The organism is Pseudenterobacter timonensis (genome assembly GCF_900021175.1).
GTDB lineage: Bacteria > Pseudomonadota > Gammaproteobacteria > Enterobacterales > Enterobacteriaceae > Enterobacter > Enterobacter timonensis.
Window position 1 is genome coordinate 591,855 of the sequence record NZ_FCOP01000013.1, and the last position, 26,154, is coordinate 618,008.

Annotated in this window: 21 protein-coding genes and 1 tRNA gene; 14 read left to right on the top strand and 8 right to left on the bottom strand. The window is 56.2% G+C overall.

Annotation, left to right across the window (positions count from 1 at the left end; translation table 11 throughout):
- Positions 1 to 60 precede the first annotated feature (60 nt).
- The 9 genes from BN3796_RS18170 (at position 61) to yejF (ending at position 11,650) form a co-directional block, all read left to right on the top strand.
- Complete coding sequence (locus BN3796_RS18170) at positions 61 to 1,527, top strand: mannitol dehydrogenase family protein (RefSeq protein WP_061709754.1); 1,467 nt, start codon at positions 61 to 63, stop codon at positions 1,525 to 1,527.
- A gap of 124 nt (positions 1,528 to 1,651) precedes the next feature.
- A complete protein-coding gene (locus tag BN3796_RS18175; RefSeq protein ID WP_061709755.1) occupies positions 1,652 to 2,638 on the top strand; it encodes a CobW family GTP-binding protein in 987 nt (328 codons plus the stop codon).
- A gap of 34 nt (positions 2,639 to 2,672) precedes the next feature.
- Positions 2,673 to 3,389 (top strand): phosphatase PAP2 family protein, encoded by a 717-nt coding sequence (locus tag BN3796_RS18180; protein ID WP_061710059.1) that lies wholly within the window; start codon positions 2,673 to 2,675, stop codon positions 3,387 to 3,389.
- Between the two features lie 410 nt (positions 3,390 to 3,799).
- The gene (gene mepS / locus BN3796_RS18185; protein WP_061709756.1) at positions 3,800 to 4,369 is read left to right on the top strand and encodes a bifunctional murein DD-endopeptidase/murein LD-carboxypeptidase; all 570 of its coding nucleotides are present in this window, start codon (positions 3,800 to 3,802) and stop codon (positions 4,367 to 4,369) included.
- Between the two features lie 175 nt (positions 4,370 to 4,544).
- The gene (locus BN3796_RS18190) at positions 4,545 to 6,110 is read left to right on the top strand and encodes a cyclic di-GMP phosphodiesterase (protein WP_061710060.1); all 1,566 of its coding nucleotides are present in this window, start codon (positions 4,545 to 4,547) and stop codon (positions 6,108 to 6,110) included.
- A gap of 29 nt (positions 6,111 to 6,139) precedes the next feature.
- A complete protein-coding gene (locus BN3796_RS18195) occupies positions 6,140 to 7,930 on the top strand; it encodes an extracellular solute-binding protein (protein ID WP_407681213.1) in 1,791 nt (596 codons plus the stop codon).
- A gap of 9 nt (positions 7,931 to 7,939) precedes the next feature.
- Positions 7,940 to 9,034, top strand: coding sequence for a microcin C ABC transporter permease YejB (locus BN3796_RS18200; protein ID WP_061709757.1), 1,095 nt, complete (start codon positions 7,940 to 7,942; stop codon positions 9,032 to 9,034).
- A 2-nt stretch (positions 9,035 to 9,036) separates the two neighbouring features.
- A complete protein-coding gene (locus BN3796_RS18205) occupies positions 9,037 to 10,059 on the top strand; it encodes an ABC transporter permease (protein ID WP_061709758.1) in 1,023 nt (340 codons plus the stop codon).
- 1 nt (position 10,060) lies between these two features.
- Positions 10,061 to 11,650 (top strand): microcin C ABC transporter ATP-binding protein YejF, encoded by a 1,590-nt coding sequence (gene yejF / locus BN3796_RS18210; RefSeq protein ID WP_061709759.1) that lies wholly within the window; start codon positions 10,061 to 10,063, stop codon positions 11,648 to 11,650.
- 3 nt (positions 11,651 to 11,653) lie between these two features.
- Here yejF and BN3796_RS18215 read toward each other — a convergent pair whose 3' ends face one another.
- From BN3796_RS18215 to rsuA, 3 genes are all read right to left on the bottom strand, one after another.
- On the bottom strand, positions 11,654 to 11,998 hold the full coding sequence (locus BN3796_RS18215) for a YejG family protein (RefSeq protein ID WP_061709760.1): 345 nt from the start codon (positions 11,996 to 11,998) through the stop codon (positions 11,654 to 11,656).
- A 334-nt stretch (positions 11,999 to 12,332) separates the two neighbouring features.
- Positions 12,333 to 13,526, bottom strand: a complete 1,194-nt coding sequence (locus BN3796_RS18220) for a Bcr/CflA family multidrug efflux MFS transporter (RefSeq protein WP_061709761.1) — start codon at positions 13,524 to 13,526, stop codon at positions 12,333 to 12,335.
- 15 nt (positions 13,527 to 13,541) lie between these two features.
- Entirely contained in the window at positions 13,542 to 14,249 is a 708-nt protein-coding gene (gene rsuA / locus BN3796_RS18225) for a 16S rRNA pseudouridine(516) synthase RsuA (RefSeq protein WP_061709762.1), read from the bottom strand.
- A 152-nt stretch (positions 14,250 to 14,401) separates the two neighbouring features.
- Here rsuA and BN3796_RS18230 point away from each other — a divergent pair, with 152 nt between their 5' ends.
- Both BN3796_RS18230 and rplY read left to right on the top strand, forming a co-directional pair.
- On the top strand, positions 14,402 to 16,162 hold the full coding sequence (locus BN3796_RS18230) for a DEAD/DEAH box helicase (protein ID WP_061709763.1): 1,761 nt from the start codon (positions 14,402 to 14,404) through the stop codon (positions 16,160 to 16,162).
- Between the two features lie 123 nt (positions 16,163 to 16,285).
- Positions 16,286 to 16,570 (top strand): 50S ribosomal protein L25, encoded by a 285-nt coding sequence (gene rplY / locus BN3796_RS18235; protein WP_061709764.1) that lies wholly within the window; start codon positions 16,286 to 16,288, stop codon positions 16,568 to 16,570.
- Between the two features lie 51 nt (positions 16,571 to 16,621).
- Here rplY and yejK read toward each other — a convergent pair whose 3' ends face one another.
- A complete protein-coding gene (gene yejK, locus BN3796_RS18240) occupies positions 16,622 to 17,629 on the bottom strand; it encodes a nucleoid-associated protein YejK (protein WP_061709765.1) in 1,008 nt (335 codons plus the stop codon).
- Positions 17,630 to 17,763: 134 nt separating this feature from the next.
- Here yejK and BN3796_RS18245 point away from each other — a divergent pair, with 134 nt between their 5' ends.
- The 3 genes from BN3796_RS18245 (at position 17,764) to BN3796_RS18255 (ending at position 19,921) form a co-directional block, all read left to right on the top strand.
- On the top strand, positions 17,764 to 17,991 hold the full coding sequence (locus tag BN3796_RS18245) for a YejL family protein (protein WP_061709766.1): 228 nt from the start codon (positions 17,764 to 17,766) through the stop codon (positions 17,989 to 17,991).
- Between the two features lie 19 nt (positions 17,992 to 18,010).
- Positions 18,011 to 19,771 (top strand): LPS biosynthesis-modulating metalloenzyme YejM, encoded by a 1,761-nt coding sequence (yejM, locus tag BN3796_RS18250; protein ID WP_061709767.1) that lies wholly within the window; start codon positions 18,011 to 18,013, stop codon positions 19,769 to 19,771.
- Positions 19,772 to 19,844: 73 nt separating this feature from the next.
- Positions 19,845 to 19,921: transfer RNA gene (locus BN3796_RS18255), tRNA-Pro, on the top strand.
- 348 nt (positions 19,922 to 20,269) lie between these two features.
- Here the strand turns inward: BN3796_RS18255 and BN3796_RS18260 are convergent.
- The 4 genes from BN3796_RS18260 to BN3796_RS18275 are packed head-to-tail and all read right to left on the bottom strand — an operon-like array spanning position 20,270 to position 25,875.
- Positions 20,270 to 20,944: a DUF2931 family protein gene (locus tag BN3796_RS18260; RefSeq protein WP_061709768.1), complete on the bottom strand. Its 675-nt coding sequence runs from the start codon at positions 20,942 to 20,944 to the stop codon at positions 20,270 to 20,272.
- A 44-nt stretch (positions 20,945 to 20,988) separates the two neighbouring features.
- Positions 20,989 to 21,660, bottom strand: coding sequence for a DUF2931 family protein (locus tag BN3796_RS18265; protein WP_061709769.1), 672 nt, complete (start codon positions 21,658 to 21,660; stop codon positions 20,989 to 20,991).
- A gap of 31 nt (positions 21,661 to 21,691) precedes the next feature.
- Positions 21,692 to 23,359 carry a T6SS phospholipase effector Tle1-like catalytic domain-containing protein gene (locus BN3796_RS18270; protein WP_061709770.1) on the bottom strand — a complete coding sequence of 556 codons (1,668 nt, stop codon included), beginning with the start codon at positions 23,357 to 23,359 and terminating at the stop codon, positions 21,692 to 21,694.
- Positions 23,356 to 25,875, bottom strand: a complete 2,520-nt coding sequence (locus tag BN3796_RS18275; protein WP_061709771.1) for a type VI secretion system Vgr family protein — start codon at positions 25,873 to 25,875, stop codon at positions 23,356 to 23,358. Before BN3796_RS18275 ends, BN3796_RS18270 begins: the two co-directional genes overlap by 4 nt.
- Between the last annotated feature and the right edge of the window lie 279 nt (positions 25,876 to 26,154).

Consider the following 26,154-nt stretch of genomic DNA (forward strand, 5'->3'; position numbering starts at 1 on the left):
TTTGTTGTCATATAACTTTACACTGACATTGTTAATTATTGGTTAATCAGGTGTATACAGATGAATACGATAGCCTCCGCTTCCCTCCCCCCGCACGTGCAGCAGCCGCGCTACGATCGTCAGGCGCTGCGCTCGCGCATTGTGCATTTCGGTTTTGGCGCCTTTCATCGCGCGCATCAGGCGCTGTTAACCGATCGCGTTTTGAATGCCGGGGGAGGCGACTGGGGCATCTGTGAGATTAGCCTGTTTAATGGCGATACGCTGATGAGCCAGCTGCGCACGCAGGATCACCTCTTCACCGTGCTGGAAAAAGGGGCAGAGGGCAACCAGCCGATCGTCGTCGGCGCGGTCCATGAGTGCCTCAACGCCAGACTCGACTCGCTGGCGGCAATCATTGAAAAATTCTGTGAGCCACAGGTGGCGATCGTCTCGCTAACAATCACCGAAAAGGGGTACTGCATCGATCCGGCGACCGGGAAACTCGACACGCAGAACCCGCGAATTGTTCACGATCTGGAAAACCCCTCCACGCCGCACTCCGCACCGGGCATTATTGTGGAAGCGCTGCACCGCCGCCGCGAGCGCGGGCTGACGCCCTTTACCGTCCTCTCCTGCGATAACATCCCTGATAACGGGCACGTGGTAAAAAATGCGGTGCTGGGCATGGCGCAGAAGCGCTCCCCGGCGCTGGCAACGTGGATCGCGGAGCAGGTCTCTTTTCCAGGAACGATGGTCGACAGGATTGTGCCTGCCGCCACCGAGGCCTCCCTGGCAGAAATCGCCCGTGAACTGGGGGTGGAGGATCCCTGCGCCATCAGCTGCGAGCCGTTTATCCAGTGGGTGGTGGAAGATCGGTTTGTCGCAGGACGGCCCCGCTGGGAGATTGCCGGGGTGCAGATGGTGGAAGATGTGCTGCCCTGGGAGCAGATGAAGCTCAGAATGCTCAACGGCAGCCACTCCTTTCTGGCCTGGCTGGGCTATCTGGCGGGCCACGCGCATATCAGCGACTGCATGAACGATGAGGTGTTTCGTCAGGCGGCGCGTCGGCTGATGCTGGACGAACAGGCGCCGACGCTGCAAATCACCGGCGTCGATCTGACAGCCTACGCCGACAGCCTGATTGTCCGGTTCAGCAACCCGGCGCTGCAGCATCGCACCTGGCAGATTGCGATGGATGGCAGCCAGAAACTGCCCCAGCGTATGCTGGCGGGCATACGCGTACACCTGGCGCGTAAAAGCGCGTGGCCGTTACTGGCATTGGGCGTGGCGGGCTGGATGCGCTACGTCAGCGGCGTTGACGAGGCGGGGAAGGTCATTGATGTTCGCGATCCGCTCAGCGATAAAATCCACGACCTCGTTGCCGCCAGCGACGACGAGCGGCGCGTCAGCGCCCTGCTCACCCTGACGGAGATTTTTGGTCAGGATCTGCCCGCCGATCCGCGCTTCGTTCAGGCCATTGACGCGGCATATCAGCGGCTTGTACAGCGCGGCGCGCGGCAGGCTATTATTGATACCCTGAATTTTTAACGTTTTTTGCCCTTAAGGCGGACGAAACGATGCTTCGTTCGCCCTCTCCCTTCCCATTGCTGTTGTTTTTCCCCAGGATTACGGCTAATTGTATGAGCCTCACATAATTCATCCTGGAGCTAACGTGACCAAAACTAACCTGATTACAGGATTTCTCGGTAGCGGCAAAACGACATCTATCCTCCATCTGCTGGCGCATAAGGATCCGGCGGAAAAGTGGGCCGTGCTGGTCAATGAGTTCGGCGAGGTCGGCATTGACGGCGCGCTGCTGGCGGATAATGGCGCGATGGTGAAGGAAATTCCCGGCGGATGCATGTGCTGTGTGAATGGTTTGCCGATGCAGGTGGGGCTGAATACCCTGCTGCGCCAGCACAAACCGGATCGCCTGTTGATTGAACCTACCGGCCTTGGTCACCCCAAACAGATCCTCGACCTGCTTACCTCGCCGGTGTATGAACCGTGGATCGACCTGCGCGCGACGCTTTGTGTGCTCGACCCGCGCCAGCTGCTGGATGAGAAAGCGGTGCAAAACGAGAATTTCCGCGATCAGCTGGCCGCCGCCGACGTCATTGTGGCGAATAAAGAGGATCGCGCCAGCACCGAAAGCCACGAGGCGTTTGAGCTATGGTGGCAGAATTTTGGCGGCGATCGCCAGCGCGTTTACGCCACTCAGGGCAACATCGACCAGGCTCTGCTTGACCTGCCGCGCACCAATACCGCTGAGCTGCCCGCCAGCGACGAGCACGCTCACCATCATGCGGTGAAAAAAGGGCTGGCGGCGCTAAGCCTGCCGTCGCATCAGCGCTGGCGTCGCAGCCTCAACAGCGGCCAGGGCCACCAGGCCTGCGGCTGGATTTTTGACGCCGACACCTGTTTTGACACGATTGGCATTCTGGAGTGGGCGCGGCTCGCGCCGGTGGAGCGGGTTAAAGGGGTGATGCGCACGCCTGACGGACTGGTGCGTATTAACCGCAAAGGGGAAGATTTCTTCATCGAAACGCAAAACGTCGCCCCGCCGGACAGCCGTATTGAGTTAATTAGTGCGGTGAATACGGACTGGAACCTGTTACAGGCAAACCTGTTGAAGCTTCGTTTAACTTTGGGCGACTAACGTTGCCCACAGCTTTCTTATTGACGCGAAGATGATGACGAAACGACTCCCTTTGATTTTACTGTTGAACGCGGCTGGCGTGGCCCTGTTCCTCTCCTGGTATTTACCGGTGAATCACGGTTTCTGGTTCCCGCTGGATTCCGGGGTCTTTCACTTTTTTAATCAGGCACTGGTCAAAAGCCAGACGTTTCTGTGGCTGGTCGCGATTACCAACAACCGCGCTTTTGACGGCTGTTCCCTGCTGGCGATGGGCTCGCTGATGTACTGGTTCTGGCGCAGGGAAGCGGCGCCGGGACGTCGGCGCATCCTGATTATCGGCCTGGTGATGCTGCTCGCCGCCGTGGTCGTTAACCAGCTGGCCCAGGGGTTAATGCCGGTAAAACGCGCCAGCCCCACGCTCTTTTTCAGCAATATTTACCGCGTCAGTGAACTGCTGCATATTCCCACCAAGGATGCCTCGAAAGACAGTTTTCCGGGCGATCACGGCATGATGCTGCTTATTTTTACCACGATTATGTTGCGCTATTTTGGCCGCCGGGCGTTTGCAGTTTCCCTTATTATTTTTGTGGTTTTTGCTTTCCCGCGCGTGATGATTGGCGCGCACTGGCTTTCCGATATCGCGGTCGGTTCATTCACGGCGGTATTGATTGGCATGCCGTGGATTTTATTAACACCGTTAAGCGATCGGTTAATTACCCTTTTTGACCGTTATTTACCCAAACGCCACAACAAATACAAAACAAATAATTAACTCTTATTCACATCATTCATCAGGGATCGTTTTCGATCCCTGAATTTTTTTCGCGCGCCTGCCCGCCCCTGTCATACCGCTGTCATAATAATCCTTTTCAAAATGAACAGATTGCGCGAATTATCACCAGAATTGACGCCTTTTTGACCATTCCTGAGCTCCGCATTTGGCTATCACAAATTCTTATAAAAAAACATCTATTAGTGCTCGCAATAGCTATAGCAATCGGTTAATCTCGGATGCGCTTTACCTGATGGCGGTAAACATTACGAAGATGAATAAGTTTGTGCGTTAGCCCACAGATTTGAGCATCAGGAATTGTCTCATAGTGCGTCGGTAATTAGTCTCGTCACGTTTGGCATTTTCATAACGATATTTATCGTTAAGGACTTCAAGGGAAAATAAACAAAATGGTCAAATCTCAACCGATTTTGAGATATATCTTGCGGGGCATCCCGGCGATAGCAGTTGCGGTTCTGTTGTCAGCATGTAGTTCTTCGAATACCGCCAAAAATGTGCATCCTGAGACGCGTGTTGTGGGTATGGAAGATGCCTCTTCACTGCAAGCCTCTCAGGATGAATTTGAAAACATGGTGCGTAACCTGGACGTGAAGTCCCGTATCATGGATCAGTATGCGAGCTGGAAAGGCGTGCGCTATCGCCTGGGCGGCAGCACCAAGAGCGGGATCGACTGCTCCGGTTTCGTTCAGCGGACCTTTCGCGAGCAGTTCGGCTTAGAGCTTCCGCGCTCCACCTATCAGCAGCAAGAGATGGGTAAATCGATCTCTCGCAGCAAGCTGCGTACCGGCGACCTGGTTCTGTTCCGCGCAGGCTCTACCGGGCGACACGTGGGGATCTACATTGGCAACGACCAGTTTGTCCACGCCTCCACCAGCAGCGGTGTGACCATCTCCAGTATGAACGAACCCTACTGGAAGAAGCGCTACAACGAAGCGCGCCGCGTCCTGACGCGAAGTTAATCGATTCTGTTGTTGGTTATCCCTTGGCTGACAGCAGAATAAAAGAAAGCACTGCTCCGGCGGTGCTTTTTTTTTGCGAACATATAATTAATAGTCAAAGTAATCCAGGTTATAGTCTCGTCATTACACAGGTATAGCCGTCTGTGCTAAAGGTCATCCAGGAACAATGCAGCTCATGTTCACCCGCTACTTCACCAGCCCCCGCAAAATGGCGATCGGTTGTTTTTTTTCCGGCCTGATCGTTGCCCTACTCTGCGGTTCGCTACAGTTCTTCTGGAGCTACCACAAGCGGGAAGTACGCTACGACACGCTGATAAATAACCTGAATGTCTATATCGGAGACTATTTCGCCGAGCTGAAAACCTCCATCGACACTCTGCAGCCGCTGGTGCTGAGCAACTGTGAGGAGGTGCGCGGAGAACTCACCTCCCGGGCGGCTTTTAGCATCAACGTGCGCGCGTTTCTGCTGGTGAGAGACTACATGGCGATTTGCTCCTCTGCGACCGGCGTCATCAATGTGCCGATACGCGAGCTGCTTCCGCAGGTGGATATCACAAAACCGCTGTCGATCGCGCTGCTGGACGGTACGCCCATGCTGCCGCAAAAGCCGGCGATCGCGCTCTGGTATCAAAACCCGCTCATGAAAAACGCCGGGGTTTTTACCACCATAAACCTCAATCTCACCCCCTATATGCTCTATACTGCCCGCCAGGATCGCTTTGTAGGGATCGCGGTGATTATCGGTAACCGGGCATTTACCACCCTCTCCGACACGCTGGTCAGCCTTGACCAACTCCCCCGGCCCGTCGCCCGCACCGCGACGCTCAAACGCGTTCCGGTGACTATTCAGATCTACGCGGAAAGCTGGACCCCTGAGGAGCTGCTCTATGCGATCTTTTTCGGGCTGGTCTGCGGCATCGTTACCGGTACGCTCAGCTACTATCTGCTGGCCCTGCGCCTGAATCCGGCCAAAGAGATCCTCACCGCCATCAAGCGCGGGCAGTTCTATGTGGTCTATCAGCCTGTGGTTGACGCGACCACGCTGCGCATGACCGGGCTGGAGGTGCTGATGCGCTGGCGTCATCCGGTGGCGGGCGAAATCCCCCCGGATGCCTTTATCCAGTTTGCGGAAGCGCAACAGCTGATCGTTCCCCTGACGCGGCATCTCTTCTCCCTGATCGAACGCGACGCGCCGCAGCTACAGACCGTACTGCCGGTGGGCGCCAAATTTGGTATTAATATCGCCCCGGGCCACCTCCACGCCGCGAGCTTCAAGGAGGATATGCGCAAGTTTAACGCCGCGCTGCCACCGAACCACTTTCAGCTGGTGCTGGAGATCACCGAGCGCAATATGTTAAAGGAACAAGAAGCCAGTTCCCTTTTCGAATGGCTGCACCAGGAAGGGTTTGAGATCGCCATTGACGACTTCGGCACCGGCCATAGCGCGCTGATTTATCTGGAACATTTCACGATGGACTATCTGAAAATCGATCGCGGCTTTGTTAACGCCATCGGCACCGAAACGGTGACCTCCCCGGTGCTGGACGCGGTGCTGACCCTGGCGAGCCGGCTGAATATGTCTACCGTCGCGGAGGGGGTCGAGACGCCCGAACAGGCGGCATGGCTGCGGGAGCATGGGGTAAACTTCCTCCAGGGCTACTGGATAAGCCGCCCTCTGCCGCTGGATGAGTTCATCCAGTGGCGCCCGACTATCCACTCTGCCTCCGGAGCGGCGCGGTGAATTATCGCCTCTGCGCGCTGCTGCGCTTCATCTGCCTGCTGCTGGCCTTCTCTGCTCTGCCCCTGCAGGCGCAAAACCTTCGGCAAGGGTACGCGTTCGCCGTGCTGGGCGAGCCGAAGTACCCCGCCAGCTTCAGCCATTTCGACTATGTAAACCCGGCGGCGCCGAAAGGGGGCAATATCACCCTCTCCGCCACCGGCACCTTCGATAACTTTAACCGCTACGCCCTGCGCGGCGTGGCGGCGGCGCGTACCGAATCGCTCTATGACACGCTCTATGTCACCTCGGACGATGAGCCGGGCAGCTACTATCCGCTGCTTGCGCTCGGGGCGCGCTATGCGGACGATTTCTCCTGGGCGGAGATAACCCTTAATCCGCAGGCGCGCTTTCATGACGGCAGCCCCGTCACCGCCCGCGACGTCGCTTTTACCTTCCATAAGTTTATGACCGAAGGGGTGCCCCAGTTCCGCCTCGTCTATAAGGGAGCAACGGTGACGGCTGTCGCCCCCCTGACCGTGCGTATTACCCTCGCCGAGCCGAACAAAGAGAATATGCTCAGCCTCTTTACGCTGCCGGTGATGCCCGCCTCGTTCTGGGCGCACCATAAGCTCAGCGATCCGCTCGCCACGCCGCCGCTGGCGGGAGGCCCCTATCGCATCACCAGCTGGAAAATGGGGCAGTATGTCATCTACTCCCGCGTAAAAAATTACTGGGCGGCAAATCTGCCGGTCAACCGCGGGCGCTGGAATTTTGACACCCTGCGCTATGACTACTATCTCGACGATAATGTCGCTTTCGAAGCCTTCAAGGCGGGGGCGTTCGATCTGCGCCAGGAGGGGGATGCCAAAAACTGGGCGACCCGCTACGTGGGCAAAAATTTTAACCGCGGCTATATCCTTAAAGAGGAGCCGAAAAACGAATCGGCGCAGGATACCCGCTGGCTGGCCTTTAACATTCAGCGTCCGGTCTTCGCCGACAGACGGGTGCGGCAGGCGATTACCCTGGCCTTTGATTTTGAATGGATGAACAAGGCGCTCTTCTACGGCGCCTACAGCCGCGCCAGCAGCTATTTTCAGAATACCGACTATGCGGCGCGCGGCAAGCCCGATAGCGCCGAGCTGGCGCTACTCGAACCGTTCAGGGCAGAACTGCCGCCGGAGATCTTTACCACGCCGTTCAGGGCTCCCGCCTCGGCGGGCGATGGCTTTGACCGGGCTAATCTGCTCGCGGCGAGCCGGCTGCTCGATAGCGCGGGCTGGGTGATTAAAAACCAGCGGCGCGTCAACGCCAAAACAGGCAAGCCGCTCAGCTTCGAGCTGCTGCTCTCCTCCGGCAGTAATAACCAGTGGGTGCTCCCCTTCCAGCACAACCTGGCGCGCCTGGGCATTCGTATGTCCATCCGCCAGGTGGACCGCTCGCAGCTTACCAACCGGATGCGCAGCCGCGATTACGACATGATGCCGCGTCTGTGGCAGGCGCAGCCGTGGCCGAGCAGCGACCTGAGCATCTCCTGGGCCTCGGAATATATCAACTCCTCCTACAACGCGCCGGGCGTACAAAGCCCGGTTATCGACGCGCTGATTGCCAAAATCACCGCCGCGCAGGGGGATGAGGCGGCGTTGCTGCCGCTGGGACGGGCGCTGGATCGCGTCCTGACATGGAACTACTACATGCTGCCGATGTGGTATATGGGCGAGGATCGGGTGGCCCGCTGGGATAAATTTTCCCGGCCCGCCGTCCGTCCCATCTACTCCCTGGGTTTTGACACCTGGTGGTATGATGCCAGGAAAGCCGCCAGGCTGCCCGCCGGGCAACGCTAAGGAATATCGATGGGCGCTTATCTGATTCGACGTTTGCTGCTGATTATCCCCACCCTGTGGGCGATTATTACCCTCAACTTTTTTATTGTGCAGATCGCCCCGGGCGGGCCGGTTGACCAGGCGATTGCCGCCATTGAGTTTGGCGACAGCGGCAGCCTGCCCGGCGGCGGCGGCGAAGGGCTGCGCGCCACCCACGCCCATACCGGCACAGGGAACATCAGCGAAAGTCACTATCGCGGCGGACGCGGGCTGGATCCGGAGGTGATCGCCGAGATCACCCGCCGCTACGGCTTTGATAAGCCGCTCCATGAGCGCTATTTCACCATGCTGTGGAACTACCTGCGCTTTGACTTTGGCGATAGCCTGTTTCGCAGCGCCTCGGTGCTTCAGCTTATTAAAGAGAGCCTGCCCGTCTCCGCCACCCTCGGGCTGTGGGGAACGCTGATCATCTACCTGGTGTCGATTCCGCTCGGCATCCGCAAGGCGGTTTACAACGGCAGCCGGTTCGATATCTGGAGCAGCACGCTGATTATCATCGGCTACGCCATCCCGGCCTTCCTTTTCGCGGTGCTGCTGATTGTCTTTTTCGCCGGCGGCAGCTATTTCGATCTCTTCCCGCTGCGCGGCCTGGTCTCCGCTGATTTCAGCGACCTGCCCTGGTATCAGAAAATTACCGACTATCTCTGGCATATCACCCTGCCGGTGCTGGCGACGGTGATTGGCGGCTTTGCCGCGCTGACCATGCTGACGAAAAACGCCTTTCTTGACGAAATCCGCAAGCAGTACGTGGTGACGGCGCGGGCAAAAGGAGTCAGCGAGAAGCGTATCATGTGGCGTCACGTCTTTCGCAACGCCATGCTGCTGGTGATCGCCGGCTTTCCGGCCACCTTTATTAGCATGTTTTTTACCGGCTCGCTGCTGATCGAGGTGATGTTTTCCCTTAACGGGCTGGGACTGCTTGGCTACGAGGCAACCGTCTCCCGGGACTACCCGGTGATGTTCGGCACCCTCTATATCTTCACCCTGATTGGCCTGCTGCTGAATATCGTCAGTGATATCAGCTACACGCTGGTCGATCCGCGCATCGATTTTGAGGGCCGCTAACCATGCCTTTAAGCCCCGTCAACCAGGCCCGCTGGGCACGTTTCTGCCATAACCGCCGCGGCTACTGGTCGCTTTGGATTTTTGCCGTCCTGTTTGCGCTCAGCCTCTGCTCGGAACTGATCGCCAACGACCGCCCCCTGCTGGTGCACTTTAACGACCGCTGGTATTTTCCGGTCGCGGTGAACTACAGCGAAAGCGACTTTGGCGGCCCTTTTGCGACTCCAGCCGACTATCAGGACCCGTGGCTTCGCCAGCAGATAGATAACCACGGCTGGGCGCTATGGGCGCCCGTTCGCTTTGGCGCCAACAGCATCAACTTTGCCACCGCCACCCCGTTTCCCTCGCCCCCTTCGGCGCAGAACTGGCTGGGGACCGACGCCAACGGCGGTGACGTACTGGCGCGTATTCTCTACGGTACGCGGATCTCGCTGCTCTTTGGGCTGCTGCTCACCCTCTTTTCAAGCGTGATGGGGGTGGTGGCCGGGGCGATACAGGGCTACTACGGCGGGCGGATCGACCTCTGGGGGCAGCGCTTTATCGAGGTCTGGTCCGGTATGCCGACCCTCTTTTTAATCATTCTGCTCTCCAGCGTCATCCAGCCTGGCTTCTGGTGGCTGCTGGGGATCACCGTGCTTTTTGGCTGGATGACGCTGGTGGGCGTGGTGCGGGCTGAATTTCTGCGCACCCGTAATTTTGATTATATCCGCGCGGCCCATGCGCTGGGGGTGAGCGATCGCAGCATCATCTTCCGCCATATGTTGCCTAACGCGGTGGTGGCGACGCTCACCTTCCTGCCCTTTATTTTGTGCAGCTCCATTACCACCCTCACCTCGCTCGATTTTCTCGGCTTTGGCCTGCCGCTCGGTTCCCCTTCGCTGGGTGAGCTGCTGCTGCAGGGTAAAAATAACCTGCAGGCGCCCTGGCTTGGGATCGCTGCTTTTATGTCGGTTGCCGTGCTGCTCTCGCTGTTGATCTTTATTGGCGAAGCGGTACGCGATGCCTTCGACCCCAGCAAGGCGGTATAAGATGACGCAGCCACTTCTGAGCATTGAAAACTTGTCCATCGCCTTTAGCCAGCAGGGGGAGAAGCGCACCGTGGTGCATGACCTGTCGCTGCGCGTACATCCCGGCGAAACCCTGGCGCTGGTGGGAGAGTCGGGCTCCGGTAAAAGCGTCTCTGCGCTCTCGGTGCTGCGCCTGCTCCCCTCTCCGCCGGTGAGCTATCCGCAGGGGGATATCTTTTATCACGGCCAGTCGCTGCTGCATGCCGATGAACGCACGCTGCGTGGAGTGCGGGGCAATAAAATTGCGATGATTTTTCAGGAGCCGATGGTCTCCCTGAATCCGCTGCATACCCTGGAAAAACAGCTCTATGAAGTGCTCTCTCTGCACCGGGGAATGCGCCGGGAAGCGGCGCGCGGGGAGATCCTCGACTGCCTTGAACGCACCGGTATCCGCCATGCGGCTAAACGGCTGGGGGATTTTCCCCACCAGCTCTCCGGCGGCGAACGCCAGCGGGTGATGATTGCGATGGCCCTTCTCACCCGCCCGGAGCTGCTGATCGCCGATGAGCCCACCACGGCGCTGGACGTCAGCGTACAGGCGCAGATCCTGCAGCTGCTGCGGGAGCTGCGCAACGAGCTGAATATGAGCCTGCTCTTTATCACCCATAACCTCAGCATTGTGCGAAAGCTGGCGGACAGCGTGGCGGTCATGCAGAACGGCCGCTGCGTGGAGCAGAACCGCGCTGACGCGCTGCTCAGCGCGCCGGCGCACCCCTATACCCGGCAGCTGCTGGCGAGCGAGCCGTCAGGGGATCCGGTACCGCTTCCCCCTGGCAGCGAGCCGCTGCTGCGGGTCGATAAACTCTCCGTCGCCTTCCCCGTGCGCCGGGGCGTGCTGCGCCGCGTGGTGGATCGTCATCAGGTGGTGAAGCAGATCGGCTTCTCCCTGCGGCCGGGGGAAACGCTGGGGCTGGTGGGAGAATCCGGTTCCGGCAAAAGCACCACCGGGCTGGCGCTGCTGCGGCTGATCGCCTCGGAGGGATCGATTCTCTTTGACGGCAAACCGCTGCACGCGATGAACCGCCGCGAGCTGCTGCCGATGCGCCACCGGATGCAGGTGGTGTTCCAGGATCCTAACTCTTCGCTTAATCCGCGCCTGAATGTCCTGCAAATTATTGAGGAGGGGCTGCGGGTGCATCGTCCCGCGCTGAGCGCCGCCGAACGTGAGGCAGAGGTGATACGGGTAATGCAGGAGGTGGGGCTTGATCCCGAGAGCCGTCAGCGCTATCCGGCCGCCTTTTCCGGCGGGCAGCGCCAGCGCATCGCCATCGCCCGCGCCCTGATCCTCCGCCCGGAGCTGATCGTGCTGGATGAGCCCACCTCGTCGCTGGACAGAACCGTACAGGCGCAGATACTCGCGCTGCTCAAGGCGTTACAGGAAAAGTACCGGCTGGCCTATATCTTTATCAGCCACGATTTACAGGTGGTGCGCACGTTGTGTCATCAGGTGATGGTGCTGCGTCAGGGGGAGATTGTCGAGCAGGGCGAAGGCCAGCGCGTCTTTACCGCGCCTGAGCATGCCTATACGCGTCAGCTTTTAGCGTTAAGCTGACGCTCAGAAAGGGTATTGACCGGAGAAGGGTTCAGCGATCGCCACGCCGAAATTTTTCAGACGACAGGTGGCGGCGAACTCGTCCTGGCTGTTCACAAACAGGCAAGGCTCGCCTTCGCACTCCAGTACGGAGCTGTCGACTTCGATATCGCTTAGCGCCTGGCTCAGACGCTCCATCACGGGCCATGCGTTATCGTCGTCCGGGCTGAGCAGCTTCAGGGCGATAAGGCTGTTTTCACCGCTGTTTCCGTTCTGCGGAATCGGTTCAACTTTTGAACCTGCAAATCCTGCAGACCAGCGGTAGCACTGCGGCAGGCGATGGACAATGGAGAGCTGTAATGTATTCACGTTCTTTCCCCGGAAGCAAAATATACTTCACAATTCATTTACATTTATATTAACACACTGGCGCCAGCCTGCCTTTTTTTTCATCACAAACCGTTTACAGCCTTGTGTAGCGGGACTTAGCCTCTTATTTATCAGACTTTTTTACGGCGGGGGGCAGCCAGGCGTCGGCGCTATATGTACCCGTTTCTGCGATCTAACTCAACCTTTTTAACTACAATGATGTGACTTTTTACACAAATAGATTTTACATAAAAGAAACAAACACCGGGTAAACGAAACGAGTTTCGGTTGATATGCATCAAAAAAGGGGCCCTTCGCGGCCCCTTTCTGATTGTTAAATCACCGTTTTTCGCCGTCGGCTGGCATAGAGGCATAAGAGAATGGAACTGGTGGCGCAGAACGCGATGGACCAGATCATGGGCCAGGCGGTATTGAAGGTTGCCAGCGATAACAGCGCGCCGACAATCGCACCAATGCCGAAACGGAAGGTCCCCGCCAGCGACGAGGCGGTGCCCGCCATATGAGGAAATTCATCCAGGATCACCGCCATGGCGTTAGACGAAACCATCGCCACGCAGCCGACGAAAGCGGCGATGCCCACCACCATTGACCAGAAGCCGAGCCCCAGGAAAGCGCTCACGACCAGCCAGAGCGCCACCGCAAACTGGATCCACAGCCCTCCACGGAACATGTTCAGCGCGCCGATACGGCGAACGAAGCGGCTGTTGATCATGGTCATAATGAAGAGAAAGACAATGTTCAGCGCGAAGTAATAGCCGAAATGTTGCGGTAAGACATGGTTCAGCTCAATGTAAACAAACGGCCCGGCGCTCAAAAAGGAGAACATTCCGGCAAAGCTAAAGCCGCTCGCCAGCATGTAGCTCAGCACCCGCTTATGGCGAAACAGCGAGGCAAAGTTGGCGAGGGTGGTGCGAATATGAAACTTTTGCCGACGCTCAGCCGGCAGGGTTTCATCAATAAAGAAGAAGATCATGACACACGCCAGCAGCGCCGCCAACGCCAGGATCCAGAAAATTGCGTGCCAGCTAAACCAGACCAGCACCGCCCCGCCCACCATCGGCGCCACCAGCGGCGCGATGGTCGTCACCAGCATGACGAAGGACATCATGCGGGAGAACTCATCTTTCGGGTAGATATCGCGCATCAGGGCATTGATCACTACGCTCGCCGCAGCCGCGGCCAGACCATGGAAAAAGCGCATTACAATCAGATAATCGACGCTCTGTGATAGCGCGCAGGCCACCGCCGCCGCGGCAAACACCAGCGTCCCACCGAGGATCACCGGCTTGCGACCCAGGCTGTCCGCCATTGGGCCGTAGAGCAACTGGCCCAGCGCAAAGCCAAGGATATAGGTGCTCAGCGTCATCTGCGCGCTGCCCGCCGGAACGCCAAACTGTTCGGAGATGACCGGCAGCGCGGGCAGGTACATATCGATCGACAGCGGCATCAGCATGGCCAGCAGACCAAGAATAAACACGATACTGAATGAGTGTGGCCTGGTGGTCACAATGAGCTCCTGAAATTAGCGGGATGGGGTGGCGATACTGGCAATTTCCTCTTCCGTCAGCGGACGGTACTCGCCGGGCGCCAGATCCGGATCAAGCACAATCGCGCCAATACGTTCACGGTGCAGGCCAACCACGCGATTGCCCACCGCGGCGAACATCCGTTTGACCTGATGGTAGCGCCCCTCGCTGATGGTAAGTCGCACCTCGGTGGGGGTGACAACCTCCAGCACCGCGGGTTTAGTGAGATCTTTTTCATTATGCAGCTGCACGCCTTTGGCGAACTGCGTGGCCGTGTCGTCGCTGACCGGCGACTCCAGCGTGACGTAATAGGTTTTTTCACAGTGGTGGCGCGGCGAGGTGATGCGGTGCGACCATTGTCCGTCATCGGTCATCAGCACCAGCCCGGTGGTGTCGATATCCAGACGCCCTGCCGCGTGCAGCTTGTGCGCCACCGGCTCGTCCAGAAAATAGAGAATGGTAGGATGATCGGGATCGTCCGTGGAGCAGACATAGCCCTCCGGCTTATTGAGCATAAAGTAGCGCGGGCCGTTCTGCTGGGTGAGCGGATTGCCGTCGTACTCCACCTGATGCTCAGGCTGGAGTTTAAACGCGCTCTCTTTCACAATATCGCCATCCACGGTAACGCGGCTGGCGCGGATCTCACGCCCGGCAATGGCGCGGCTGACGCCGAGCTGCTGAGCGATAAACTTATCAAGTCGCATGAAATTATATTTGCCTTACTGGTGCCAGGAGCCGGACAACGGTCCGAAAAAAGAAGCAGTCAAGAACTGCTCAGTATAACGGTCTGGTTGTGCTGCTCAAGGGAAAAAGTTTCATGGCATACTATGTGCAGATTAACGAATAGCAGGCCCCCATGACTTTTACACTCCGCCCCTATCAGCAGGAAGCCGTCGACGCTACGCTGGCTCACTTTCGCAAACATCAGGAACCCGCCGCCATCGTGCTGCCGACCGGCGCAGGCAAGAGCCTGGTGATCGCCGAGCTGGCGCGGCTGGCGCGCGGGCGCGTGCTGGTGCTGGCGCACGTCAAGGAGCTGGTGGCGCAAAACCACGCCAAGTATCTGGCGCTGGGCCTGGAGGCTGACATTTTCGCCGCCGGGCTGAAGCGCAAGGAGAGCCACGGCAAGGTGGTGTTTGGCAGCGTTCAGTCGGTCGCGCGTAATCTCGACTCGTTCAGCAATGAATTTTCCCTGCTGATCGTCGACGAATGTCACCGCATCAGCGACGATAACGACAGCCAGTATCAGCAGATCCTCACCCATCTGAAGAGCGTGAATCCGCAGATCCGCCTGCTGGGACTCACCGCCACGCCGTTTCGCCTCGGCAAAGGGTGGATTTATCAGTTCCATTACCACGGCATGGTGCGCGGCGACGAGAAAGCGCTGTTCCGCGACTGCATCTACGAGCTGCCGCTGCGTTACATGATTAAGCATGGCTATCTCACCCCTCCCGAGCGGCTGGATATGCCGGTGGTGCAGTATGACTTCAGCCGACTACAGGCGCAGAGCAACGGTCTGTTCAGCGAGGCGGATCTTAACCTGGAGCTGAAAAAGCAGCGGCGGATCACCCCGCATATCGTCAGCCAGATCGTGGAGTTTGCCGGGAGCCGCAAAGGGGTGATGATTTTCGCCGCCACCGTCGAGCACGCCCGGGAGATCACAGGCCTACTGCCACCGCAGGAGGCGGCGCTGATCACCGGCGAAACGCCGGGGCCGGAGCGCGACGCGCTGATCGAGGCGTTTAAGGCGCAGCAGTTTCGCTATCTGGTCAACGTCTCGGTCCTCACCACCGGCTTTGACGCGCCGCACGTGGATCTGATCGCCATATTGCGCCCGACCGAGTCGGTCAGCCTTTATCAGCAGATTGTCGGACGCGGCCTGCGCCTGGCGCCTGGTAAAACCGACTGCCTGATCCTTGACTACGCGGGCAACCCACACGATCTCTACGCCCCCGAAGTGGGCGCACCGAAGGGCCAGAGCGGTAACGTTCCGGTGCAAGTCTTTTGCCCCGCCTGCGGCTTCGCCAACACCTTCTGGGGAAAAACCACCGCCGACGGCACGCTGATCGAACACTTTGGCCGCCGCTGCCAGGGCTGGTTTGAGGATGACGAAGGGCACCGTGAACAGTGCGACTACCGCTTCCGTTTTAAAAACTGCCCGCAATGCAACGCGGAAAATGATATTGCCGCCCGCCGCTGTCGCGAATGTGACACGGTGCTGGTGGATCCGGACGATATGCTGAAGGCGGCGCTGAAGCTGAAGGATGCGCTGGTGCTGCGCTGTAGCGGCATGCAGCTTCAGTCCGGCGCGGATGAAAAAGGGGAATGGCTGAAAATCACCTACTACGACGAGGATGGCGCGGATGTCAGCGAACGTTTTCGCGTTCACACCCCCGCCCAGCGCACCGCCTTCGAGCAGCTCTTTATCCGTCCCCACACCCGCACACCCGGCGTGCCGCTGCGCTGGCTGCGCGTGGACGATATTCTTCATCAGCAGGCGCTGCTGCGCCATCCGGACTTTGTGGTGGCGCGTAAAAAAGGCCAGTTCTGGCAGGTGCGGGAAAAGGTTTTCGATTACGAGGGCCGCTTTCGCCGGGCCAATGAATTGCGCGGCTGAGGGACTTTTCGTTGATGTACGGGGGATTTGAGTATAAAATGCCGCCCGCCTCACATCCGTGAGGCTGAACACTTACCTGCTGCTGGGTCGCCTGTAGCAGGATTTATCTACAGAGAGAAATCAATGTTTACTATCAACGCAGAAGTACGTAAAGAGCAGGGTAAGGGTGCGAGCCGCCGCCTGCGCGCAGCTAACAAATTCCCGGCTATCATCTACGGTGGCAAAGCTGCTCCGGTCTCCATCGAACTGGACCACGACAAAGTGTGGAACATGCAGGACAAAGCTGAGTTCTACGGCGAAGTTCTGACCATCGTTGTTGACGGCAAAGAAGAAAAAGTGAAAGTTCAGGCTGTACAGCGTCACGCGTTCAAGCCGAAACTGACTCACATCGACTTCGTTCGCGCGTAATCGCCAACAGGTTGAGAAAAAACCCCGCACCGCGGGGTTTTTTTATGGCCGTCATTTACCGCCAGAGGTACGGCGCTGCAGCTGATCGCGCAGGTTCGGCGGAGTGCCTTTAATAGTCAGCGTGTCGGTGGCCGGATCCCAGAAAATGCGCTCGCCCAGCAGCATGGCGTCAAAATTAATGGTTAATCCGCCGCCGCTGCCGGCAAATTTGGTTAACTGGCGCAGGGTGCTACGATCCGCCGGGAAACTCTCCTCCAGCTCATAGCCTTTTTCAGCGGTAAATTCCTGGAAGCTCACTTCGCTGACCCCGGCCAGCTCTTTAGACAGCGACTCCAGCTCAATCTCCTCCCCCGCCTGCAGCTGTTCGTTGCAGTAGGAGTAGACCTGCTGGCGCACGTTCTGGCGCTCCGCTTTATCCAGCTGCGCCTCAGCGGTGAAATCATCCACCGCCTGCAGCAGACCTTTGTTCTGCGCTTTGGCATTCAGCCCTTCGCTGGCACCGAGGAAATCCATAAAGAAATCGGCCACCTTGCGCCCTACCCGCCCCTTAAGGAAAGTGAGATAGCGGCTCGATTCCGGGTTGGTTTCCCATTCCGTCAGATCGATACGCGCCACGATATCAGCATGATTGATATCGAGATAGTGAGTAGAGCTGATATCCAGCTGTTCGTTCACGCGCATGCTGCTTAAATTGTTCAGCACGGTCACCAGCAGGTACTCCACCGCCAGGTAGCGGTAGTGGCAGAAAAGGACGATCCCGCCGTCGGCAAAGGGGTATTTCGCCAGCTCGTCACGCAGACGTCCGGTCGCCGCCCGGCTGAACGCCAGAAAATCTTCGTCGCCCTGTCGCTGAAGATGCAGGCTTTGCGCCAGTTCACTCTCTTCGTTGAACATGCCGTAGGCTTTATTTTTGGCGCTATAGACGCGGTGCAGCTCCGCCACCATCTCCACAACGGTAGGGGTAGGTTCAAGTAACGAATCGCGCAGCACCAGCTCAAGGGTTTGCTCATCACGCTTGATAAGCTGGTGCAGGGCAATCTGGTTGATATCCAGACTCATGATAAACTCTCCTGTTAGACCGGGCGGTATTCAACCATCACGCACGCATGTGTGCAACCGAAGATAAAAAGAGGGAAAAAAAGCTCCTGCTACGGTAATATGTTGCCCTTTCAATAACGAACTGATGTTGATTTATGCCACAACTCTCCCGATACAGTGATGAACACGTTGAACAACTGCTGACCGAACTGGCTAATGTTCTGGAAAAACACAAGGCGCCGACCGATCTTTCCCTGATTGTGCTGGGAAATATGGTCACTAACCTGATTAACTCCAGCGTGGCTCCGGCGCAGCGTCAGGCGATCGCCAAATCGTTCGCCCAGGCTCTGCAGTCCTCCGTCAGCAACGACCAGGCGCATTAAGGGAAAAAAACGACAGTTTATGGTGACGAATCGTCAGCGCTACCGCGAAAAAGTCTCCCAGATGGTAAGCTGGGGGCACTGGTTTGCCCTGTTCAACATCCTGTTGGCCATAGTGCTGGGCAGTCGCTATCTGTTGGTGGCCGACTGGCCGACGACGCTGACCGGGCGGATCTTCTCCTGGATGAGCGTCATCGGGCATTTCAGCTTCGTGGTGTTCGCCACCTATCTGCTGATCCTCTTTCCATTGACCTTTGTCGTCATGTCGCAACGGCTGATGCGTTTCCTCTCCGCCATCCTCGCGACGGCCGGTATGACGCTACTGCTAATCGACAGCGAAGTCTTTACCCGTTTCCACCTGCATCTCAACCCCATCGTCTGGGAACTGGTGATTAACCCTGACCAGAACGAGGCGGCACGCGACTGGCAGCTGATGTTTATCAGCGTGCCGGTGATTTTGCTGATTGAGATGCTCTTCGCCACCTGGAGCTGGCAAAAGCTGCGCAGCCTGACCCGCCGACGCCACTACGCCAGGCCTGTGGCCGCGCTCTTTTTCATCGCCTTTATCGGCTCACATCTGATGTATATCTGGGCGGACGCCAATTTCTATCGCCCGATTACTATGCAGCGCGCCAATCTTCCGCTCTCCTATCCGATGACCGCGCGCCGCTTCCTGGAAAAACATGGCCTGCTGAACGCGCAGGAGTACCAGCGCCGTCTGGTTGAGCAAGGGAACCCGGAGGCGGTATCGGTACAGTATCCGCTGAGCGACCTGCGCTACCGCGATATGGGTCGCGGACAGAATGTCCTGCTGATCACGGTCGACGGGCTGAACTACTCCCGTTATGAAAAGCAGATGCCGGAACTGGCGGCCTTCGCCGAACAGAACATCAGCTTTACCCAGCATATGAGCTCGGGTAACACCACCGATGCCGGGATCTTCGGCCTCTTTTATGGTATCTCGGCGGGGTATATGGATGGCGTGCTCTCTGCGCGTATTCCGGCGGCGCTGATTACCGCGCTCAACCAGCAAGGCTATCAGCTGGGGTTCTTCTCCTCCGATGGCTTCAGCAGCCCGCTCTACCGTCAGGCGCTGCTCTCTGACTTCTCCCTGCCTGCGGCGAAAAGCCAGAGCGACGAACAGACGGCGAACCAGTGGATCAACTGGCTTAACCGCTATACCCAGGAAGATAACCGCTGGTTCTCGTGGGTGGCCCTCAACGGCACTAATCTCGATGACAGCCAGCAAAAAGGCTTTACCCGCCGCTATGCGCAGGCCGCAGGCCGCGTGGATGAGCAGATTACCCGGGTGCTTAACGCCCTGCGCGAAGCGGGCAAGCTCGACAACACGGTCGTGATTATTACCGCCGGACACGGCGTACCGTTGGGCGCCGAAAAGGAAACTATGGACTGGTCGCGCCCTAACCTGCACGTGCCGCTGATTATTCACTGGCCGGGCACGCCCGCGCAGCGCATCGGCACTCTGACCGATCATAAAGATATTATGACCACCCTGATGCAGCGTCTGCTGCACGTCAGCACCCCGGCGAACGAGTATTCCCAGGGGCAGGATCTCTTCAGCGCCACGCGTCGCCACGAGTGGGTGACGGCGGCGGGCGGCAGCACGCTGGCGGTAACTACGCCTGAGATGACCCTGGTGCTGAACAGCAACGGGAGCTATGAGTCTTATGATAAGCAGGGTGAAAAGCTGAGCGAGCCGAAAACCCAGCTCAGCCTGCTGCTGCAGGTGTTGACCGACGAGAAGCGCTTTATCGCTAACTGATTTATTATTAATCAGTTAGCGCGTGCAGCTATTGCATTCAATCGGGAAACGAGTAGTATTACTGTCCATGCGTCGGCACGTAGCGCAGCCTGGTAGCGCACCGTCATGGGGTGTCGGGGGTCGGAGGTTCAAATCCTCTCGTGCCGACCAAAACTATCCCATAAAAAAACCAACCTCGCGGTTGGTTTTTTTGTTTCTATTTTTTAGGCGGGAAATTATTGGGGTAAAATGAGAGAATAACAGCGCCAAAACAGATCATCATTCCACCGCATTTGAAACATAGTTTTTGCACCAAAAGCTGTTTAGCACCCCAGATGCTCATTCCAGCGTCCTACGCTGACATCACTTGATTCGATACCATCAACGCACTGGTAGGTCGTCTTGTAACCGGCCCCGTCCACCATCAGCGCCTGGGTGGGCAGCGCTATGGGATAAATAAAGAGAAACGTCCATTTGTCGTAAGGCAGTTTTTGCAGTCCTATTCCGTCTCGCCCGGTTTTACCAGTTACCGTAGGGGTAGGTTTTACCCTCGATAAAAGCTTTTGTTCCTTCGGTGTATCTATATCCATTAGGGAAGTCAGTCACCCCCCTGCACATTTTCATTTTGTCACCGGATACCGTGGTAATTTTGGCATCCGACTGCGGAACCACCGGATCACCTAAATTATCCAGCCAGACACTTACCTTGCCGCCGGGGGCCAGACCAATCACCATCGTGTCACGATAATATGTCTCATCGGGGCGATAGCTGTCGGTATATAACGTGGTCATCTGCTCCCAGGTCCCATTTTTAAACAATATCAGGGTCTCATAACTCTTTTTATCGATGATCGAGTCCCAGCAGAACCGCAGCATCAGGGGCAGTGCCTTACCCTTGTTATAATAGGCCTGAGTCACTCCCAGATGGTCATTCCAGCGTCCCACGCTGACCTGGCTTGGTCTCGTAGCATCAATATAATGATAAGTTGTCTTGTAACCGTCCCCGTCCACCATCAGCGCCTGGGTGGCCTTTGCGGGCAGCGCTTTGGGATAAATAAAAAGAAACTTCCATTCGTCGTACGGCAGTTTTTTGTAGCCCCATTCGGTCTCGCCCGGGGCCGGAGATTTGTCTGTGGTACACCCTGTCGCTGATATCAGCAGCAGCGCGGTAAATATAATTTTAAATCTGGTCATGGTGCCATCCTGTAGCGTTAATAACCGGGCGCTGTTGCCCGGTCTCACCAGTTACCGTAGGGGTAGGTTTTACCCTTGATAAAAGCTTTTGTTCCTTTGGTGTATCTATATCCATTAGGGAAGTCAGTCATCCCCCTGCACATCTTCATTTTGTCACCGGATACCGTGGTGATTTTGGCATCCGACTGCGGAACCACCGGATTACCGCGATCTCCCAGCCAGACGCTGACCTTACCCTCAGGCGCCAGACCAATAATCATGGTTGAACGGTAATAGGTTTCGTCCCAGCGACTGTCGGTGTAAGGGGTGGTCATCTGCTCCCAGGTCCCTTCTTTAAACAGTATCCGGGTCTCATAACTCTTTTTATCGATGACCGAGTCCCAGCAGAACCGCAGCATCAGGGGTAACGCTTTCCCTTTATTGTAATAGGCCTGAGTCGCCCCCAGATGGTCATTCCAGCGGCCCACGCTGACCTGACTTGGTCTCGTAGCATCAATATAATGATAAGTTGTCTTGTAACCAGCCCCGTCCACCATCAGCGCCTGGGTGGCCTTTGCGGGCAGCGCTTTGGGATAAATAAAAAGAAACTTCCATTCGACGTATGGCAGTTTTTTGTAGCCCCATTCGGTCTCGCCCGGGGCCGGAGATTTGTCTGTGGTACACCCAGTCACTGACATCAGCAGCAGCGCGGTAAATATAATTTTAATTCTGGTCATAGTGCCATCCTGTAGCGTTAATAATTAGACGTCATAACGTCGTCGTTTTTTCTGCGTTATCACTCAGCCACTGCTGATCGTCCATATACCATACGGAACGCACCCAGTGGTCATTAGGTTTATTCGGGAAGACAAACGCTTTATCTTCTTTGGGACCCAAACGACGGATAAATATCTCTCCCGTTTTAGGGTCCACCCATAAATTACGATCGGACTCTATGTTCCAGTTGGCGGAGCAGTGGGTATATTTTCCTATGAGTAACTGCTCTTCCTCAGTAAAGGCTTGCGGCACCTGCCCCTGGCGCACCGCTTTCCCCTGGGCGATAGCTTTATCACAAACAACTTTTAGCTCTGCCGGCAGTGAATATTCTTCATCTTCTTCTTGAATTTCATTGAACAATACCCCTGCTTCCTGAGCTGCATCCAGCATCACGCGCAGACAGACGTTGGCCCAGTCATTGGGAATTGCCATTCGCTCAAAAACCACTGCGGCTCCCACCTGTTTTTGTATCATGCCAGCCCGACGTTGATTGCTATTTATCACACCTACGGAGCGAGTTTTGGTGGTGATTTTTCCATGAGGCAAAATGTGCCTTAAGGCAGGTAAAGTCATCAGCATTGCTCTGGCTTCCTCCGCCTTACGATAGACTCGCGTATCGGTTTCTCTGGTATCGTCGCTTACGATTTCAAATTCGGGGCAGCTCAGAAACAGACTTTCATTTTCCTGCAGAGGTGAACCCACCGGATTGTAACCCCCGCCAATGTCTGAATGGGCTCCCGGCAGAGCAAGCTCGGGCCACATGCCCTGAATACTATTCAGGCTGAAGTTATAGCGGTATTCATTCATCGCCGTAATCTGGAAAACTTTCTTCGCGACCGAGGGACGCAATTCCAGCTTCACTCCCGGATTGCTGCGGCCGTTAATGTCGAAGAAATTACTGATCCCGCCAATAGCCGCCACGGTATCGAAAAGCCCCAGGAAGCGGACTTCACCGGAAGGTTTACCATCGTAATAATCACCTCTGAGCCCTTTCACAATCGCCCTGGCAATAGCAGGATCCTGTTCCATAACCCGATTAGCAAAATGCCGCGCCGCCGCCGCCCCACGGCTAAAGCCAAAGACATCAAATTGAATTTTTGCAATACAAAAATCAGGATTTAAATTGAATGTCATAAATTCTAATATCGCACGAGTGATACCTTCCATGGCTTCGTCGGTTTTTGTCACCACACCTTCAAACATATCCAGAATACTGGTACCCAACCCCATACCGATGGCCGAGTCTGATTCACCCACCGCGGTACCTATCCCGGCAATATAAGTCTGAATTTGTGCCTGAGTCTGATCCTCCATCAAGGTTTGATCCGCTATGTAGAGGGAGTTTAACCAATGAATATTTGAATAATACCCTCTATAGCTGCCATTCGAGAGGCTATTTTTATTGATGGCTTCAAAAAAGTCCTCGCAGCTTTGCGCATCCTTTTGATTCACTCCCTGCCTGGGGGCACTGCATTCATTGAACTTCATCAGTCGGGATGCCGTATTTTCCCGATTATTCCCCGTGCCATCGAAAAATACACCAATGGTTAAGGTCACGCCGCGTACTGGTTTTTTCTTTGCGACAACCGTTTTCCAGTCATTATAAATACTGGTTTTATGGGTAGCATCTGTTACATCATATCCCTGATACTTTGTCATTCCGCCTCTCCGTTAGCTTTTATTTTACCGAACTCAACTTTTACCGATGACGGAATGAACGTACTGACCTGCGCTGTTTTGCCTTCTTCATCAGTAATCCCCTGTAAAACATCACCTTCTGCCGTTGTTATGCGATAAGGTGTTGAAGGCTGCGGAATACCTTTATCATCAGTAAGAATAAAACCGCCACCAAATCCTACCGGCATTTCGACCGGCGCTATATCAAGACTGGCTGCGCCCATCTTTTGCATATTCGTGCATTTAAGCAGGATATTTCCCGGGCAGCCCAGTTCAATATTTCCGCCGCTCAGTTTGATATAAGCACCACCACACGCCAGGACCAGTTCCTGATGAGCAGAGACAGTCACTTTCCTTTCAGAACTTTGAATATCAATATCCTGTCGAGCGCTAATCGATAAAGCATCACTCTGCGCCTGAATATTTACCACGCCTTTTGCTGCCAGTAGCTGCATACCCTGATTCTTTGCCAACAGACTGACGGCTTCTCCCGCTGCAGCGGTGAACGACTGGCCAGCACTAATGTCGGTATTGTCTCCCGACATGATACCCACACTTTCACTTCCAGAAGCTATCCGCAGCGCCCTGGCGCTGACCATACCAATCCCCTGTGGAGCATGCAGCAGTATCCCCGGTGCGTTGAGGTCACTTAAAGACGCATTTAACTGTTGCTGACTACCTATATCACCTTGAGTAGCCTTCGCAGAGGTTGCTGCCTTCGCCATACTGCGTGCCAAAGTTAATGCCTGCTCCAGCTGCCGGATAGCTTCATCCATCTCCAGCATCTGTCCTTGCGCCTGCGGCTGCATATCTGCGCTTATAAATACCCCTTTCCCGCCCCGGATACTTATCCAGTCATCCGTCCGCAGCTCCGCGCCCTCCCCCCGCAGCGCCCTGGACGCATCCACATTGTGTCCCAGATTCAGTTGCGTCTTACCGCCGTACTCGGTGCTGAGCTTGATATGCTCCTTACCGCGTTTGTCCTCCATACGCAGTTTGTTAAGACCAGCTGTCCTGATGACGTTGCGTGTGCTGTTCTTCTCCGTTACGTGATCGACATGCCGCGAGTCGTGCAGCGCATGAGCGATATAGGGCCGATCAGGGTCGCCCTCGTGAAACGCTATCGCCACCTCAGTACCCTGGATCAGCGGGAAGTGAAAACCGTACATGTCACCACCGTAGGGTTTGGCAAGACGCACCGGCATGCTCTCCTGGCCTGGTGATTTGTCATCCCGATCGGCGTCAAACCTCACCCGGTAGAGGCCGGACGCATCCTGCCAGGCGTAAATATCGCCAGCCTTTGCACTGGTGACGCGCGCCGTCATCGTCCCGGTCACCTTCGGGCGCGGCAGCAGCGGCGGGCGCCAGCAGACCGTTTCGCTGTAGGGCACCGCCAGCAGGGTCACCCGCAGCGCCTCCTTACGGCTGGCGATAAACCCCGTTCCGGTGATTAATACCGGATCCTGCAAGGGCGCAGGTAGGGTCGACGGCAGACTGTCGGTAATGGTCAGCACCTGTGCCGGCGCAAGCCATGCCGCGGTACTGCTGCCGCTAATCAGAGTCCGGTTCGTCAAAAAACGCTCATGGTCGAGGCGCGCGTAAAAGTTAGCACTTTCTGCCGTCGGGTCGATTTTGTCGCCGCGCGCCAGGTGACGCAGTTTATAGTGGTACACTTCACCGTATGTATGGCCTTCACCATCCCCGCGGGTCATATCCGCCGGCGCAGACTGCAGGACGCTTTGTGCGTCACGGTGGTTATAGTCCCGGGCGGTGACGCTTGCTTCCACCACGCTGTGCGTGACGTTCAGCCCCCACACCGAGTCAGCGCCGTTATCACTCATCCCGGACGGGCTGTTGACCGGCAGGCTTTTACCAAACGTCAGCGCCCGCTGCGCATCGGCAAAATGGACCACTTCGCTCTGCGCCTCTTCCTGCAGGGTGAACCAGTAAAATATCCCTGTCTCCGCTAACAGGCGCTGAATAAACGCCAGATCGCTCTCATGGTACTGGTTTATCTGCTCACGCTTCGGATAGCTTTGTTTGAGGTTAAATTCATACTCCCAGCCCTTCAGCCCATGTTCGGTCAGAATCTGCTCCACCACTTCCGGAACCGATTTGTTGACGAAAAAACGGTGGCTGCGGAACTGTTTATCTATCAGAGAGAGGAAAGGCTCTAGGGTTATCTGATATTTCGCCTGATCTTCTGAACTACTGATACGCCGGAAAGCGGTCACTACGCCATGGACGCGTTTGCATTCTGTAAGGTTCAATAAAATACCGCCGCCCATCGTCAGCGTAGCGGGCTTGCTGAGCAGCTGTGTGGCGTCGATATTTTTATCCGTGCTGGTAAAAACAATATTGTAATAGTAAAGCCTGCTTAAATGTTCCTTGCCACTGAACTCCTCCACATCCAATGATGAGGCACAGGATGGAATATCCAGGCAATAGCGATTAAGACCAGTATTGGCCGTATCAGCCAGTGTGTCTGTCAAATGCATGATACTTTCTCCATTAACGCCTCGGTGTCAGGCATTGCTGCAGATGAGTAGCGCTTCCTTGCCGTGATCCGTGAGGGTATTTTCAACAATCAGATTTAATCTCGGGTTAAATTCCGAAAATACTATCTTGAAGTAATTTTATTGACGTTTTTCTCTATTGCGATAACGAACGACTCTCGTTGCCATTACTGAAACTACCAATAGCAAAGCGTTTAAGCGGCAGTCCGGCTTTCTTCAGCACATCTGTATCCATATTTGCTTTTAGATTTATGCGCGCTT

Coding starts and splice junctions, on each gene's coding strand:
- BN3796_RS18170 (WP_061709754.1), top strand. CDS start 61: ATGAATACGATAGCCTCCGCTTCCCTCCCCCCGCACGTGCAGCAGCCG.
- BN3796_RS18180 (WP_061710059.1), top strand. CDS start 2,673: ATGACGAAACGACTCCCTTTGATTTTACTGTTGAACGCGGCTGGCGTG.
- mepS (WP_061709756.1), top strand. CDS start 3,800: ATGGTCAAATCTCAACCGATTTTGAGATATATCTTGCGGGGCATCCCG.
- BN3796_RS18190 (WP_061710060.1), top strand. CDS start 4,545: ATGTTCACCCGCTACTTCACCAGCCCCCGCAAAATGGCGATCGGTTGT.
- BN3796_RS18200 (WP_061709757.1), top strand. CDS start 7,940: ATGGGCGCTTATCTGATTCGACGTTTGCTGCTGATTATCCCCACCCTG.
- BN3796_RS18205 (WP_061709758.1), top strand. CDS start 9,037: ATGCCTTTAAGCCCCGTCAACCAGGCCCGCTGGGCACGTTTCTGCCAT.
- yejF (WP_061709759.1), top strand. CDS start 10,061: ATGACGCAGCCACTTCTGAGCATTGAAAACTTGTCCATCGCCTTTAGC.
- rsuA (WP_061709762.1), bottom strand. CDS start 14,249: ATGCGACTTGATAAGTTTATCGCTCAGCAGCTCGGCGTCAGCCGCGCC.
- BN3796_RS18230 (WP_061709763.1), top strand. CDS start 14,402: ATGACTTTTACACTCCGCCCCTATCAGCAGGAAGCCGTCGACGCTACG.
- rplY (WP_061709764.1), top strand. CDS start 16,286: ATGTTTACTATCAACGCAGAAGTACGTAAAGAGCAGGGTAAGGGTGCG.
- yejK (WP_061709765.1), bottom strand. CDS start 17,629: ATGAGTCTGGATATCAACCAGATTGCCCTGCACCAGCTTATCAAGCGT.
- BN3796_RS18245 (WP_061709766.1), top strand. CDS start 17,764: ATGCCACAACTCTCCCGATACAGTGATGAACACGTTGAACAACTGCTG.
- yejM (WP_061709767.1), top strand. CDS start 18,011: ATGGTGACGAATCGTCAGCGCTACCGCGAAAAAGTCTCCCAGATGGTA.
- BN3796_RS18260 (WP_061709768.1), bottom strand. CDS start 20,944: ATGACCAGATTTAAAATTATATTTACCGCGCTGCTGCTGATATCAGCG.
- BN3796_RS18265 (WP_061709769.1), bottom strand. CDS start 21,660: ATGACCAGAATTAAAATTATATTTACCGCGCTGCTGCTGATGTCAGTG.
- BN3796_RS18270 (WP_061709770.1), bottom strand. CDS start 23,359: ATGACAAAGTATCAGGGATATGATGTAACAGATGCTACCCATAAAACC.
- BN3796_RS18275 (WP_061709771.1), bottom strand. CDS start 25,875: ATGCATTTGACAGACACACTGGCTGATACGGCCAATACTGGTCTTAAT.